Origin of the sequence: Natronospira elongata, assembly GCF_034931365.1 — a bacterium.
GTDB lineage: Bacteria > Pseudomonadota > Gammaproteobacteria > Natronospirales > Natronospiraceae > Natronospira > Natronospira elongata.
On sequence record NZ_JAYGII010000028.1, the window covers coordinates 14,418 to 30,007 of the forward strand.

Annotated in this window: 12 protein-coding genes; 5 read left to right on the top strand and 7 right to left on the bottom strand. The window is 62.1% G+C overall.

Annotated elements, in window-relative coordinates; translation table 11 throughout:
• Positions 1-69: 69 nt before the first annotated feature.
• Complete coding sequence (locus tag VCB98_RS10935; protein WP_346052497.1) at positions 70-1,428, bottom strand: leucyl aminopeptidase family protein; 1,359 nt, start codon at positions 1,426-1,428, stop codon at positions 70-72.
• A 136-nt stretch (positions 1,429-1,564) separates the two neighbouring features.
• Here VCB98_RS10935 and VCB98_RS10940 point away from each other — a divergent pair, with 136 nt between their 5' ends.
• Genes VCB98_RS10940 through VCB98_RS10950 form a run of 3 tightly spaced genes read left to right on the top strand, consistent with a single transcriptional unit; the run spans position 1,565 to position 4,800 of the window.
• Positions 1,565-3,943 carry a PqqD family peptide modification chaperone gene (locus VCB98_RS10940; protein ID WP_346052498.1) on the top strand — a complete coding sequence of 793 codons (2,379 nt, stop codon included), beginning with the start codon at positions 1,565-1,567 and terminating at the stop codon, positions 3,941-3,943.
• Positions 3,944-3,973: 30 nt separating this feature from the next.
• Positions 3,974-4,393, top strand: a complete 420-nt coding sequence (locus VCB98_RS10945) for a DoxX family protein (RefSeq protein ID WP_346052500.1) — start codon at positions 3,974-3,976, stop codon at positions 4,391-4,393.
• Positions 4,394-4,431: 38 nt separating this feature from the next.
• Positions 4,432-4,800 carry a hypothetical protein gene (locus tag VCB98_RS10950; protein ID WP_346052502.1) on the top strand — a complete coding sequence of 123 codons (369 nt, stop codon included), beginning with the start codon at positions 4,432-4,434 and terminating at the stop codon, positions 4,798-4,800.
• A 93-nt stretch (positions 4,801-4,893) separates the two neighbouring features.
• On the opposite strand, the gene VCB98_RS10955 is transcribed toward VCB98_RS10950, so the two are convergent.
• A complete protein-coding gene (locus VCB98_RS10955) occupies positions 4,894-8,157 on the bottom strand; it encodes a S41 family peptidase (RefSeq protein ID WP_346052504.1) in 3,264 nt (1,087 codons plus the stop codon).
• Positions 8,158-8,350: 193 nt separating this feature from the next.
• Between VCB98_RS10955 and VCB98_RS10960 the strand changes: the two genes are divergently transcribed.
• Positions 8,351-10,372: a methyl-accepting chemotaxis protein gene (locus tag VCB98_RS10960; RefSeq protein ID WP_346052505.1), complete on the top strand. Its 2,022-nt coding sequence runs from the start codon at positions 8,351-8,353 to the stop codon at positions 10,370-10,372.
• On the opposite strand, the gene VCB98_RS10965 is transcribed toward VCB98_RS10960, so the two are convergent.
• The 5 genes from VCB98_RS10965 to VCB98_RS10985 form a co-directional block, all read right to left on the bottom strand.
• A complete protein-coding gene (locus tag VCB98_RS10965) occupies positions 10,369-11,892 on the bottom strand; it encodes a PH domain-containing protein (protein WP_346052506.1) in 1,524 nt (507 codons plus the stop codon). The genes VCB98_RS10960 and VCB98_RS10965 overlap by 4 nt on opposite strands.
• Positions 11,885-12,421 (bottom strand): PH domain-containing protein, encoded by a 537-nt coding sequence (locus tag VCB98_RS10970; protein ID WP_346052508.1) that lies wholly within the window; start codon positions 12,419-12,421, stop codon positions 11,885-11,887. Before VCB98_RS10970 ends, VCB98_RS10965 begins: the two co-directional genes overlap by 8 nt.
• A gap of 33 nt (positions 12,422-12,454) precedes the next feature.
• A complete protein-coding gene (locus VCB98_RS10975) occupies positions 12,455-13,522 on the bottom strand; it encodes a PA0069 family radical SAM protein (RefSeq protein ID WP_346052510.1) in 1,068 nt (355 codons plus the stop codon).
• A gap of 66 nt (positions 13,523-13,588) precedes the next feature.
• Positions 13,589-14,029 (bottom strand): PH domain-containing protein, encoded by a 441-nt coding sequence (locus tag VCB98_RS10980; protein WP_346052512.1) that lies wholly within the window; start codon positions 14,027-14,029, stop codon positions 13,589-13,591.
• Positions 14,030-14,058: 29 nt separating this feature from the next.
• Positions 14,059-14,736 (bottom strand): rhomboid family intramembrane serine protease, encoded by a 678-nt coding sequence (locus VCB98_RS10985; RefSeq protein WP_346052514.1) that lies wholly within the window; start codon positions 14,734-14,736, stop codon positions 14,059-14,061.
• 131 nt (positions 14,737-14,867) lie between these two features.
• On the opposite strand from VCB98_RS10985, the gene VCB98_RS10990 reads away from it, so the two are divergent.
• Positions 14,868-15,590, top strand: a 723-nt coding sequence (locus VCB98_RS10990) for a polysaccharide deacetylase family protein (RefSeq protein ID WP_346052517.1), incomplete at its 3' end; no start/stop codon positions are given.

A 15,590-nucleotide genomic window follows, 5' to 3' on the forward strand; every position in this document is an offset into this window, starting at 1 on the left:
TTCATTGCCCCGTAACATACCGTTAACCTATGGGCTCTCTAACCCAAATACCGGCACACCCCTTTTCACTCAGTCATACACCCGACGCAACCAGGCCCACACGGCCCGCAACCCCTGGGCCTCACCCCCGGCCGGCCGGCCTGGACGATCCGACAGATTCCAGGCGTAGATATCGAGATGCATCCAGTCCCGGTCCGCGGCAACGAAATGATCCAGGAACAGGGCGGCCGTCAGGCTCCCCCCCTGGGGCGTGGTGCCGGTATTGGACAGGTCCGCCAGCGCGGGTTGAATCTGACGTTTATAGGGTTTGTAGAGCGGCATGTGCCACAGGGGGTCTTCCTCCGAGAAACTCAGGTCCTGCAGTTGCCGCAGGGCGGCCTGGTCACGCCCATACACCGGCGGCAGATCCTCACCCAAGGCCACCCGGGCCGCGCCGGTCAGGGTGGCGAAATCGATCACCCGTTCGGCACCTTCCTCGCAGGCCAGGCTCAAGGCATCGGAGAGAATGACCCGCCCTTCCGCATCCGTGTTGCCGATTTCCACCGTGGTGCCATTCCGGGTGCGGATGATATCCGACGGACGATAGGCGTTGCCGGCAATGGCGTTTTCAACTGCCGGCACGTACACCCGCAGATGTACCTTGAGACCCAGGCTCATGATGATCTCGGCGAGGCCAATGACATGGGCGGCACCCCCCATGTCCTTTTTCATCAGCACCATGCCGGCGCCGGGCTTGATATTCAGCCCCCCGGAGTCAAAGACCACGCCCTTGCCCACCAGGGCCAGGCTGGGATGGTCGGGGTTGCCCCAACTCAACCTGGCCAGGCGCGGTCCCCGGCTGGCCGCCTGGCCCACGGCATGGACGGCGGGAAATTCCCTCTTGAGCTCTTCACCCTCATAGCAGTAGTAATCGGCATTGAATCGCTCGGCCAGCGACTCAAGTGCTCCGGCCAGTTCCTCGGGGCCCAGATCGATCGCCGGGGTATTGACCAGATCCCGAACCCGGGACGCGGCACCGGCCAGCACCTCGGCCTGCTGCCGCCATTCCGGCTTGACCGTCAGACGTGCCTGAGGCGCCGGCATGGATTTGTAGCGATCAAATCGATAGGCACCCAACAACCAGCCCACGCTGGCGCGGATGCCCTCCTCGTCCGACCAATCCCCCGCCAGGTGATAGTCGCCGGCCGGCAATTGCCCCGGCAGACTTGCCAGCGCCCAGATGCGCTCATGCTCCTCGTGACCGACGAGCACGGAGCTCACGCCACCCTGGCCGTCCGGGACCAGGAGATGTCGCCCGGCCTCACCCTCGAAGCCACTCGCCCTGGCCCAATCACGAATGTCGGCATCAGCCTGTTCCAGCCAGGTTTCGAAATCGTCCCGGGTAACCGGATGGATTGGAGTGGTGCCAGTGGCGGACTCGGTCAACATGCCTGTCTCCTGTGGGTGATTTGCAGGCGCAACAGAATATCATCGCCGCCCGGCTTCTGTGTGTCCCAGAAGCGTAACGGGCAGCATTCACGGGCGTCCCCCACCTAACGCACCAAGAACTGGCTGGGGGGAAACCATGTCACAGCGCAAGCGCCGCTTCTGGCTGGGAGGCAAACGCAAGCCGGATCAGGATCGTTTTTTTCGCGATGCACTGGATTCTCGACTCTGGCGCGAAGGTGACGAATCGGACTGGCAGGCTGCCTGGTACACCGGGATGCCAAAGCCGGCGGTCTTCCGGCAGGCAAGCGCCGGGCACCGCATCAACCACATTCCGGGCAATAACAGTCTCACCATAAAAAGCCGCCTGCATCAGACCCTGGCTGCCACCCGATCCCGCATGCTGGCTCGATACGGGCCGGATCATGACTTTGTAAAGCGCCTCAACTTCTTTCCACATACCTTTGATATGCCGAGGGATTATCATGCATTTCAGCAGGCAGCGTGTGACCAGCCCGAGCGCCGCTGGATCCTCAAGCCCAAGAACTCCTCCCGAGGCCGCGGCATCAGCGTGGTCAAGGACCCGGCCCTGGTGCCCGGCGGCGAGGACTGGATGGTCCAGTCCTATCTGGACCGGCCCCATATCATGCGGGGGCGCAAATATGTTCTCCGGCTGTATGTACTGGTAACCAGTGTCGATCCGCTGCGGGTCTATCTGTACGAGGAAGGCTTCGCCAAACTGGCTTCCCTCCCCTGGAGTCTGGATGACCTGGACAACCCCTGGGTCCACCTCACCAACCCAGATGTCAATGCCCTCAATGCCGATGCCGACGAACCGGTGGTCTTCGTCAACATGGCCGGCTACCGGGAATGGCTCCGAGAACAGGGGGCGGAGCCGGAGCCATTGTTTGAACGCATACGAGATCTGGTCACCCTGACCCTTATCGCCTCGCGGGAACATTTTCTGCGCCAACTGCGGCTGCGGGGCGCTGACCCAGCGGCCTGCTATGAACTCCTGGGCCTTGATTGCCTGGTGGATGAGGAACTCAAACCCTGGATACTGGAGTGCAATCTGAGCCCATCCATGGAAGTTGCCGCCGCACCCAAGGATGGGGGCGACACCGAAGAGGCAATCAAACGGCAAGTGATTCAGGACATGGTCAATCTGATCGGCCTCAATGAGCAGGACTTCCCGCCCCGTTCCTCTCAACCGGACCCGCTGACCGCGGCCGAGGAAGACATGGAACGGGAGACGGCCGCTGCCGGGGGCTTCCAGCGACTGATGCCCAATGCCCAGGGCGAGCAATACCTGCCCTACTTCCCCATGCCCCGTCTTGCCGATCAGGTATTGGCTGAACGTCTGGCGGCAAGCCCCCCGGATTCGCCGGCCATCCCCCCCGCACAGGCCACCGAAGTCATCGACGATGGCAAGCTATACCTCTGTGATGCGCACACGCAGCGTATTCGACAACCCAATGAGACTGCCAGCCTGGTCTGGCTCCTGGCCGGCGAGGGACACGGGCCCGACGAGATCGCAAAGCAACTGGCGGAGCAGTGTGAACAGCCCACCCCCGGCCTGCGCCAGCAGATTCGTCATGACGTCTGGCACATCCTGGCGGACTGGTGCGATGAGCGATTGCTTGCCCACAGCGCAGAGACGGCCCCAGCCGCGCCGGAAGCCGAGAGCGGCCCGCTACAGGCAAGAACACTGACCCTGGCCGGGCGCAACATCACGGTCCAGAGCGCGGACAGACCGGTCATCCACCGTATCGAAGCCTCTCTCGGCAACTGGCTACATGATGGCCCGGGCGCGGGCCCCGTTCTGACCGTGGCTCAAACACCGGGGGCCTATGAGCTTCTGGAAGATGGCCGACACATTGACGGGGAACTGTCACTGGCAGAAGTTATCCCGACACTGATCGAGGCCTTGCTCAGGCTGGCTACCGATGACAGTCAACTGCTGCTGGACGGCCTGGTCATCCGGACCGACGACGGCCACGGGGTGCTGGTGCTCCACGACCAGCCCGGCGGGTTTGCCGGCCTGGCCACGGACTTGGCCCTCGCCCGCGGGCTCAGCCTGGGACACGGCCTGCTGATCGACGAACAGGGTCAATGTCACGCACTGGGACTACCGGCGCGGCTGCCTGAAAGCCGGGCACAGCGCCCCCATCTCCATCAAAGCGGCAGCGGCGAAATCTGCGCCTATGACGCCGGCGCCGCCGCTGACAACGCCGGCCCGCTCGATATTGAAGCGGTCCTGATTCCCACGGAAAGCGCCAGCAAGGCCCAGAGAGAACGGGTTTTGTTCCTCGAGCGGGCCATGAAGGGAGAGTTGCGGGCGCCCGGCCTGACCAGCCGTGAAGCGACGAACCGTCTGGTCAGTTGGTTAAAACAGCGGCAGGTGAAAACCCTGCATCCCGACCAGATCAGCGATGCCGTCGAGCAACTGCTGTTGCCGGCCAAAAAATCCCAAGACAGTGGCGTAACAGCCGCCTGCGCTGATCGTCCCAATCACTGAACCTATCTACGACACCAAAGGAGGGGTAGCATGCCTCAACCCACATCCACAAACGACCCGGCCCTTGAGGGAGTGAAATTCCACTCCCATTGGTTGCTACGCATCGCCTGGGGCAGTGTCTTTATCTACATGGGCATCGACAAGTTCATGGGCGGTGGCCTGCAGGAGTTTGCCACCGCCATGGAGCTACCTGTGTTCGCCGCCTTCCTGGTGGCCTTGGCCGAGATCGCTGCGGGGCTGTTGGTCCTGCTTGGGCCATTCACTAGCGGCTGGATCACGCGGCTGGGTGCATTGGCAGCCATCCCGGTGCTTCTGGGTGCCATATTCATCGCCCATTGGGGGCAATGGCATTTCATGGCAACACCGGATTTCCCCATGGGCGGCATGATGTTCCAGGCCACCCTGCTCTTCCTCGGCATTTATTTGCTGATTCGGGGGAATGACATCTGATGGCGTTTTGCTATCAGGATCAAGACTAGGAGGAATCCATGTCCGATGAGGAACTTGAAAAAAATCAATTGCTGAAAAGCCTGTCACGCGGCGTTGCCTACGTGGCGCCCGCACTTGCCATCGTCGCCGGCGGCGCAACCGTGCATGCCATCAGCTCCGACGTGGTCACGGACCGCGGTTATCTGATGGCCGCGGCTGGCGAGGCCGAGGCAGAGGGCGAGGCCATGCCTGAAGCAGAAGGTGAAGGTGAAGCAGAGGCTGAGGCAGAGGCAGAGGCTGAGGCAGAAGCTGAGGCAGAAGCTGAGGCAGAAGCTGAGGCAGAAGCTGAGGCAGAAGCTGAGGCAGAAGCTGAGGCAGAAGCAGAGGCAGAAGCAGAGGCAGAGAGCGAAGGCGAAGGTTCTTACTAATCGCCTTTCAGGCCCCGAAAGTAAGCCACCGCTGACCCGCTGGCCCGCGGGCCAGCGGTGGCTACTTGCTGCTCCCTCGATTAGACCACCGTGTCAGCGACCAAGCTCGGTCGGCAGCGGCGGCTGCTCCCGGGGCACATCATCCTCCCAGGACTCAAGCTGATCGAGGATTTCCTCGATGGCGCTTTCCAGCTGGCTGTCACGGCCCTGGTTGGCGGCCACCGGATCCAGCTCCACATGGATATCCGGGGCGACGCCCTCGTTCTCCACCGACCAATTGTTGTCCCGGTCGATGAAGCGGAAATGGGGCACGGTCATGAAGCCGCCATCCACCAGTGGTGGATTGCGGGATATCCCGATCAGACCACCCCAGGTCCGGGTCCCCAGCAACTTGCCGATACCCAGCTCACGGAAGGAGTACGGCAGGAAATCACCGCCGGAACCCGCATCCTGATCGATCATCATGATCTTGGGTCCATGCAGTGCGCCCATGGGCGTACGGCTCATCTCGGCATCACGGTAGGCCCAGTTGGCCAGATGCTCGCGGCCAAGGACTTCGGTGATGTAGTTGGCGGCCTGACCGCCTCCGTTCGCCCGCTCGTCAATGATCAGGGCCTCGCGATCAAGCTGGGCGTAGAACATCCGGTTGAAGTAGCGATAACCGGCACCGGCGGTATTGGGCAGGTAGATATAACCCACCCGACCGTCAGTGGCTTCCTCCACACCCCGCCGATTGTCCTCGACCCAGCCCCAGAGCCGAAGCTGGTTCTCGGAACCGACCGGCCGGATCTCCAGGTCTCGACTGTTGCGACCGGTGGCGTCGGGGCCGACGGTCAAGACGATCTGCTCATTCACTGTGTTCTGCAGGTGCTTGAAGAGATTATCGTCTGCATTGATGTCCCGGCCATTGATGGCAAGGATGTATTCACCCTCCCGGGCCTTGTTGCCGGGAACCGCCAGGGGGCCTTCCAGGAAGGGGTTCCAGGATTCGCCGGAATAGATCCGATCAATCCGGTAGCGGCCCTGATCAATACTCAGGTTTGCACCCAATAGGCCTGTACTGGGACCCGAGGCCCGGTGGACGTCACCGCCGCCTACCCGGTTATGGCCCGCATGCAGCTCGGCAATCATCTCCACCAGAACATCGTTGAGGTCTTCCCGTCGGCCCACATGGTCCACCATCGGCCGATACTGCTCGTAAACCGCATCCCAGTCCGCGCCGTGGAGATTGGAGGCATAAAAGAAGTCCCGCTGCATGCGCCAGGCTTCATCGAAGATCTGTGCCCACTCCTTGCGCGGATCCACATGCATGCGCAGATCGCCGAGATCCAGACTCTCCGGCTGAATCTCGCGGCCAATTTCCGCCACGGCCAGTGAACCATTCAGCATCCGCAGCAGCATGTGACCACCCCGGGCGGTTATTTCAAAATCAAGCAGGCCCGAGAGCATGGTTTGCTCTTCCCGCTGCTCGAAGTCAAATCGCTGCAAACGGTTCTCGAGCATGGGCGAGGAGCCTGGCGGCTCGCGAGTGGCCCCGGGCTGGACCCGGCGCATGTAGAACAGGCTGCCGTCTTCGGATACCTGCAGGGAGCCATAATTGCCCTCGGGCACATTCAGGGCGACGGTGCGACGAAGCAGCCCCTCGAAATCAATTCGGGTTTCCACTGAATCGCCGTCGTTATTATTGCCCTCATCCATTTCCTCATCGCCACTACCGGGCAACAGAGGCGACGGCTCGTCGGCACGCAACACAATGGCGTAGATGCCGGCCCGATAGGGACGCTCCTGACTGGTCATGTCCAGACCGAATTGCCGGGGGCCGGTGTTGGTGGAGGCGGCAAAGTAAAGATGCTTGCCATCCCGGCTGAAGACGGGCGAGGCGGTGTCGGCCATGCCGTCACTGATCAGATGGCTTTCACGCCGATCAAAGTCATAGACCTTGAGATCACGATAGAAGTTGGCCTTGAACTTGGTATAGGCCAGCCAGCGACCATCGGGGGAAAGGGCAACATCGATGGGCCCTTCCCGCGGCGCGGTATCCACATGGCGAATACGGCCACGATTAAGCTCGATATAGTGAATGCCCTGGCGGTTATCGGTGAAGATGATCCGCCCGTTCTCGGCATCCCAGGTCTCAAGTTGATAGAAGTCCGACCCCAGCTCAAAACGCTGACGGTCACCCAGGCCCCGCTGATCACTCACCACCAGGGTTTGCCCTTCCAGGGACTCCTCGATCCAGGCAAGCTGGTCTCCCTTGGGCGACCAAATTGCGGTGTACTCTCTTTGCCCATCCGTGCGCGTCAAGTTGCGGGTGGAGCCTTCTTTTACCGGCACCGTGAACACTTCGCCACGCGCGGTGATGATGGCGCGCTTGGCGCTGGGCGATATGCCCACGTGCTGGATATTCCCTCGAACATCGCGCCAGTCAGCGCGTTGCTGCGGCAGATCCGGATTGATACTGATATCAATTCGCTCGACCTGACCATTAGTCAGGTCGAGCTGATAAAGATACCCGCCCGCCTCATAGACCACATCCGAGCCATTAGTGCTGACCCAGCGGATGTCCCAGGTTTCCTGATTGGTGACCCGCTCTACCTCGCCACTCTGTTCGTCGAAGCGGAACAGATTGAAGAGCTTGTCATCGCGATCGGAGAGGAAATAAACCTGATTATCAATCCACAGGGGATTGATGTCATTGACACGCTTGCCTTCGATGTCGACAACCTCATCGGCCTCCACATCGAGAATACGGATGGATGGCGTGGTACCCCCCCGATAGCCCTTCCAGCCGGCGCTGCCACCATAGAGCCCATTATAGGCCGGGCCGAAATCGATATAGGCAAGCCGACGGCCTTCCTCATCCCATTGACCACGGAAGAAGCGGGCATCCATCTGCTTGACAGGCGCGCCGCCTTCGCGAGAGACATGGAACAACTGCAGGGAGCGGCCATGATCAGTCTCCCGGCGAGAGGCAAAGGCCACGGACTCGCCATCGGCACTCCAGCCCACCGGGGTGTCATTACCCGGGTGCCAGGTGAGGCGCTTGGGTTGGCCACCGTCCACGGCGATCACATAGACATCGGTATTGCCTTCATAGGCAGCCGAATAGGCAATCCATCGGCCGTCCGGGGAGAAGTGGGGATTATTCTCTTCGGCGTCGTCCGCTGTGAGACGCCGGGGCTTACTGCCATCCCGCTCGCTGACCCAGATATCACCGGCATAGACGAAGGCCAGGTGCTCATCCGACACCGCCGGCTGACGCAGCAGGCGGGTGGAATCGGCCAGCGCGGCCAAGGGAAGCGCCAGGGCCATCAAAAGGGTCAGGGAAAGCAGGACCAATCGCTGAGAGACTTTCATACACGAACATCCTTGCGGCTGAGATGAGGCAGACGAATCTACCGCAGACCGCGACCCCCTGCCAGTACCCTTTACCCTGCCGGGCGGAAAAACGCTGACATGGGTCAATTTGCCCCTTGATGGATTCAAGGATAATGCCCCTCCGACCGTTACAGTGACTGTCACCCGCAACTCAACAGACATGGACCTGCTGATGCGACTCCTGCCAAGCGGCACCAGTATTCGCCTCCTCCTCCGCCTTGCCGTCGGCCTGATGGCCGGGCTGCTTCTGGCCATGGTGGCCTGGCAGGCAGCGGTGATCTATCTGCCGCAGTACCAGCAGGCCCGGCAACTCGAGCAAACCAGCGCCGCCCTCGATCAGCTGCTGAGCGCTGCCGATGCCCAGCGGCAGGAGCGGGACCAGATCCATGCTTGGCTGGCCGGACTCCACCTTGGCGCTAGCGAACGAGGGCAATTGAGCGAGGCAAGCGAAAGGCAGTTGGATCAGGCCCTGACCCTGGTCGAAGCCCTGCTGGCCACAGAGGCCCGGTCCCCTGTCCAGGCCCCGCTTGAGCAAGTAAAGGAAGCCGCGCAAGTACTTGCCGACCTGCGCGACCGCCTGGATCAGGGTCGCGAGGTGAGCCCGGCGCAGTGGATGGCGGCCAGTAGTGAATTGCTCCAGGCACAGGATGGGCTGGCCGAAAGCCTGATGGCGCGGGTTGGTGGTGGTGGCTCAGTCCTGGTCAATAGCCTGCGTCAACAACAGGCCCTGTCTCGGGCAGCCGAGGACATCAGCCGGGAACGGGCCTTGATGGCCCGGTCGCTATTGGAAGAAGACCTCGATCTCGCAGCTGACCCCGTGCGCAACGGTATGGGCGCCCTGCAGATCGGTCTGGATAGCCTGATGGATGAGCAGGCCCTCGCCCCGCGCATGAATTTCAATTCCTTCGCTCTCTTCCTCGCTGACCGGGAGCACGCCAGCCACAGCGAGCGCATTCGCCTCGCAGAACAGGCGCTGGTGTCTATCCTCGACGATCATGGTGCCCTCCGAGAGTCGCTCCGTGACGGTACCCGGGACAACATCCTCGTGGAACAATGGCTGGACAGCGGTGAGCAGGCCCTGACAGGAATGCGGGATCTCAGCGCCGCCATTGCCGCCCTGGGCAATAGCCGTATCGCCGACCTTCGTCGGGACGGTCTCTGGTCCATATGGACGGTGGTCTTGATGCTGCTGGCAGGGCTGGCGCTCAGCGGCTTTGCCCTGTGGACCGTGGAAGGCATTGGCCGGCGAATTCAGTCCCTGTCGGAAACCATGGATGAGGCCGCCCGTCATCATGATCTGACCCTGCGGGCCGAGGTTTGCGGCGGCCGAGAGCTGCAAGCCCTGGCACAAGCCTTCAATACCATGCAGGCGCGTTTTGAAGGCATTATTGCCGATATATCCCGGGCCGCGGAGGCAGCCTCCCAGGAGATGGCTCAGGTCCTGGACACGGCCAAATCGGTGGAGCGTGGCGCCGAGACACAGGACCGGGACCTGGAGCAACTGGCCGCTGCCATGGAAGAGATGGCCACCGCCGTGGAGCATGTCGCCGAGCACACCGGTACGACCGCCGAGGCAGCTCGGGATGCCGACCAGACCGCCCGGGATGGCCGCCAGATCGTCGGTGAAGCCGTGACCGTGATCCGCGGCCTGCACCAGGAAAGCCACCAGATCACCAAGGTTGTCGAGGTGATCAACGAAATCGCCCTGCAAACCAATATGCTCTCCCTGAATGCCAGCGTAGAAGCGGCTCGGGCCAAGGAACATGGCAAGGGCTTTGCGGTGGTTGCCGAAGAAGTCCGCCGTCTGGCAGTCAAGACGCGGGAGGCCACCGCCCAGGTGCAAAAACTGCTGGGCCAGTTTCAGGAGCATGCGAACGACGCCCTGGAGGCCATGGCTGGACAGGAATCAGTAACAGACGACGACCGTGACCAGGATGGACATAATGCCGATGCGGCCCTGGAAAAAATCGTCAAGGCGGTCAATGCCATCCGCGACCTGAGCAGCCAGGTGGCCATGGCGGCCGACGAACAATCCCAGGCAGCGGCGGACATGAATCAACGGATCAACAGCATCTCATCGGTCTCCCAGGACACCAGTCAGGCGGCCCACCGCTCCGCTCAATCCGTGGATCGAATGGAACAGACACTCACTCACCTGAATGAGACAACCCGGGTGTTTCGCATCAAACATTAGAGAAACTGTGGTCCCCGCGACTCCACCTCGTACAGTACCCGGTTGGCCAGAGACACAGCTTCTTCCCGGGGAATAAAGGGAATCCGTCGTGGCCCGTCTGCCAGCCACAACTCCAGCTCCACCGATCCGGCACGGCGCTGAAAGGGATTGCTCTTCACCCGCAGGTGCTGAACCCGGTGCATGGCAAAGGCTTCATCATGCCGCCCCAGAAAGCCGCTGCTGATGAACAGGTAGCCCTGGTCCTCGGCCCAGCGCCAGCGGTGATGGCGCAACTGCACCGCCAGGCCGGTCAACAACACGATAATGACGACCGGCACTGATGCCGCCACAATCACCCCCCAGGGTTCCGAACCCAGACGCAGCATCAGAAAAAACAGGCCCACCAGGAGCAGAAGCTGGATTCGCGGCCGCCAGAATGCCTTGAAGCGTGGGTCCACGCCCTGCATGTGCGACGGCCAGCGACAGCACGGATCAATGGCAAGCATCAGATCCCGAGATGCCGGCCGGGCAACGCCCGGAATCACCATGGCGCTGCTGGACTCCCCGCCCTCCACAGTGTCGCCCGCACTCGCCTGGTGACCTTTGAGATAACACTGCCCCAATAACCGCCCCACCGCCGACTCGACCCGCGACAACGCCTGCAGCTTTTCCAGCCGCAGGCTCCGTTCCCGGGTCTCGAACAGACCGTGACGCGCCCGCAGCCGATCAGGCGCGAGAAACAACTGGTAGGCGTGGTAGCGAACCGTCGAGGCCACACCGGCGGCCAGAAAAAGCAGCGCCAGAATCAATGCAAGCCCGGCCGGCAGCATCACCCCCCAGCTCAGGCCGAGCTCGCCGGCCAGCCCCCCGTCAAAGCGATTGAGCCAGTCACCCACCCGCTCATTGATCCTCCCTGACATGGGGCCGTAGAGACCACCGAGTGCCGCCAGCAGCAACCAGACCTGGCCACTGGCAACCCCGTGCAGGAAAACTCGGCCGGGTCCGGGCGCATGCAGGCACTGCCCTCGCACCGGGCCCGGCTCAGCCGCAGGTTCCTCGTCCTGCGCCAAGACCGTAGGGCTGGTACTGGCGCGGCGACGGATATCCTCGGCCACCGCCCGAGGCAGGGCCTCGATGCTGACCTCTTCTCCCTGCCCGCCGGCGGTCTCCACGACCACGCCCAGACGGTCCATTGGCCGAAGATAAAAGGCCTGGCGCAACTCCACATTGCGGACCCGGTCCCAGGGTACCCTCAGCTCACGGCGCTGAAACAGCCCACTGCGTACCCGGATGGCATCACTGTCCAGGCGGTAACGGAAACGGCGGTGCCAGGCCATGGCGTAGAGAACCAACAGCAGCAAGGCTGCCAGGGCCAGCAGACCCAGCTCTCGCAGACCGAAGCCAGCAAGCAGAACGGCACCCGCCCCCGCGCCAAGCAGTGCAGGGAGCGATTCCCGAATCATGCGTACCCCGATCCGCAGCCCTACCGGCAGCAGGGCAAACCAGGACAAGCGCCGCCATGCGGTCTCATTCTCAATCATGGGCAGGATTGCCAGGCTCGACGTCGATGCTATCCATCAGGTGACTGCGGATGCGCAGGGCGGTATCGGCAGACAGGCCATGAAAGACGAGGTCGGCGGTGGCACCGCCGGCGGTAAAGCACTGCAGGCGCATGAGGCCAAACCAGCGTTCCACGGGGCCGGATGCAGCTTCCACATGCTGGATACGGGCGATGGGCAGGACAACCTCGCGCCGCCAGACCACGCCGTGCCGCTCTACCAGATCTCGTTCCCGCACGGCCCAGCCCCGATAGGCCGGCTCCAGCCAGGCATGGGCAATAGCGGCCGCCGTCGCCAGACTGGCCACTATCCCTACCCACAGTGCCTGAAACCAACTGAAAATCAGTCCGACGCCGACCACGGCCACCACACTGACCACCACCATGAACAGGCAACCGGTCAAGAGATTGTAGGGACGGTAACGGGCACTGACCGGATTGAGTTCGAGCCGGGAGAAATCCGGCAAGTCGCCCACCGCGACCGGCTCGTTGGAAAAGCTTTGCTGGTTCACAATCCCCCCTTGCTTGCCATCGATCAATCTCCTCTAGAGCAAGGAGATCTGACCATCCGATACCTCCGGATGCCGGAACTGGCCACAGTCCATAGATACTTGCTCGCGTCGATACAGTCCGGCCCGCCGACGGGCCAGTTGCATGCGTCGGGCAATGAGTTCGGCAAAGGGCCCCTGCCCTCGCATGCGACGACCAAAGTCGCTGTCATTATCCCGGCCACCCCGCATGGACTGGAGTATCTTCATCACCCGCCCGGCGCGATCCGGGTAGTGCGCCTGCAGCCATTCCCGGAACAGTTGTGAAAGTTCATGGGGCAGGCGCAGGATAACACTGCCGACACAAATCGCGCCTGCCGCAGCCGACTCCGCCACGATGGTCTCCAGTTCCGGGTCATTGATGGCCGGTATGACCGGCGCCAGCAGGACGCCCGTCGGCACCCCCGCTTTGTTCAAGCGCCGCACCACCGCCAGGCGCCGCTCGCCGGATGGGGTTCGGGGTTCCAGCCGTCGCTTCAGCTCACTGTCCAGCGTGGTCACGCTGACCATGACATTGACCAGCCCCCGCCGAGCCATGGGCACCAGGATATCCAGGTCTCGCAGGATCAAGCCGCTCTTGGTGAGGATGGAGACTGGATGCCGGCACTCGGCCAGCACTTCCAGAATCCCACGACTGATGCGGTAATCCTTTTCCACCGGCTGATAGGCATCGGTGTTGGCCCCCAATACGATGGGCGCGCATCGATAGGACGGCCGTGCCAATTCCTCTTTGAGACGATCCGCCGCTTCCAGCTTGGCGAACAGACGGGTCTCGAAATCCAGCCCCGGCGAGAGGTCCAGATAGGCGTGGCTGGGTCGGGCGAAGCAGTAGATGCAGCCGTGCTCACAGCCCCGGTAGGGGTTGATACTGCGATCAAAGGGTACATCGGGAGACTGATTCCGACTGATGACCGTGCGCGCCGGATCGGGCATGACCACGGTTTGCGGGGCCGGCGCCTCGTCCTGCCACCAGCCATCATCCACCGCCTCATGCCGCACCGACCGAAACCGGGGCGCGGGACTGGAACAGGCCCCGCGCCCCTTGTGCTTGCCGGGGTTTCTCATGCCCTGGGCCTCCAACGATAACTGTACACCCATACAGTACCCGCGAGGAAGGCCACTGGCAAGCCATCAGACCCGGCTGCGGGTGCGGCCCACCTCCACGCCGGACAGTTCCGACAGCTGCTGGATGAAGGCCTCCTTTTCGCGCGGAGAGATCATCACGTATTTGCCCACGCCGTAGTTGATTTTCAGACGATCGAGCGAGAGCGCCGGGCTGGACAGGGGATTCTTGGTCGGGATGATGCTGCGAATCTCTGCCACCGGCACTTGCCATTTCACCGGTCCACTTCGCACGATCAGCCGCCCCGGGCCGAGGACATAATAGGTCCCCGCCAGAAGCCATAGTGGAAAGACCACCCCAAAGCCCCAGACAATCAGCTGTGACCACCATGCCGTATCGCCACGCAGGATCATGTTCACACCTGAATAGGCGCAAACGCTAACCACTCCCAGCAGGACCAGCAACAGCCAAGTATCAATCTTTGATCTATACACCCGTTCCATCGTCATCCCTTTATCCAATCTTCGCTGACCAAACCTTATTTTTCTGACTCATCATCCCGCCACTGATCCGAGCCATCCATCTCATCCTCTTGCCCGGGCAAGGGCTCATCCGGGAGATCGGAATTATCAAACACTGCCGGCGCCGCAATCGGATCCCGATGCCGCAGCGCGATGCCACAGACCAGCCCGAGTACCGCACCGAAAAGATGGCTCTCCCAGGACACCCCGGGAGCCTGTGGCAGAACGCCCCAGACCATGGACCCGTGCAGGAAAAAGACCAACAGCACCAGCGCCACCGATGCCCGGTCGCGACGCAGAATACCCGCACTCAGCACAAAAAACATCATCCCGAAGGCCACGCCGCTGGCCCCCACATGCACCCCATCCCGGGCAAGCAGCCAGACCAGCAAACCGGAGCCCAGCCAGATCAACGGCAAGGCTGCCCTGGCCGCCCGGGGAAAGCCGTAAAGCATCGCGCTACCCAACACAATCAAGGGCAAGGTATTGGAGAAAAGGTGAAGCCAGGAGCCATGAATCAGGGGTGCCGCAACAATCCCCGCCAGCCCGGACACGGCCCGGGGCCGAATGCCCAGGGCCGAGGCATCCAGTCCAAGGACCACCACCAGGCCGTGCAACAACCAAAGACCGGCCACAAAAGCGGCAACCCCCAAAGCAACGACCTTTAGACCAGGACCTTCTTCAGCGCGCGACATCAGCACTCCTCTTCCATGAATCCTGTCCACCGCAGACTAACAGACCTGACAAGCCGAATGGCCCGGCCACTGGACTTGTCTCTGGCGGCACAGCAAACTGAGTTACCCTGTTCCGAACCCGAGGTCCACCCGTGCGACGCCCTACCCAGGCCGCTTTCCTCGCCCTCCTCCTCGCTCTGCCCACCATGGCGCAGGCAGACATCGACGCCAATGCCTATACCGAATCACTTCGAGAAGCCTTCAACGCCGCTCATCCAGACCTTGCCATCGATGAGCTGCCGATGGTTGAGGCCCGCTCACCCCAGGTCATCAAGCATGGGCCACGGGACCAGGACCCAGGCAAAATCGCATTGACCTTCGACGCCTGCAGCCAGCTTGGAAGCAACCGACTTAATGAGGCGGTGCTGGACAAGCTTCGCGACCACCAGATCCCCGCCACCCTCTTTCTCGGCGGCCTCTGGATGGCCGACAACCCTGAGCTCACGCGCGAGCTTCACGACGACCCTCAGTTCGAAATCGCGACCCACGCCCACGGCCACCCGGATCTGACCGAACTAACAGAAAAAGACATCCGCCTACAAATCGCTTTCGCCCAACTCATGTCCTACAGCCTCACCGGCGAAATCCCGCGTCACTTTCGCCCACCATTCGTCCAATACAACGAAACAGTCACAGAGATTGCAGCTGATCTGGGCCTCAAACTCGTCCACTATGACATCGCCAGCGGCGACGCCGACAAGGACCTCAGCGCCGAAGAGATCGCCGCCCAGGTACTCGACAACGTCCAACCCGGCAGCATCGTCGTCCTCCATCTTCACGAGCCGGACCTCGCCACTGCCGAAGCACTGGCCAAG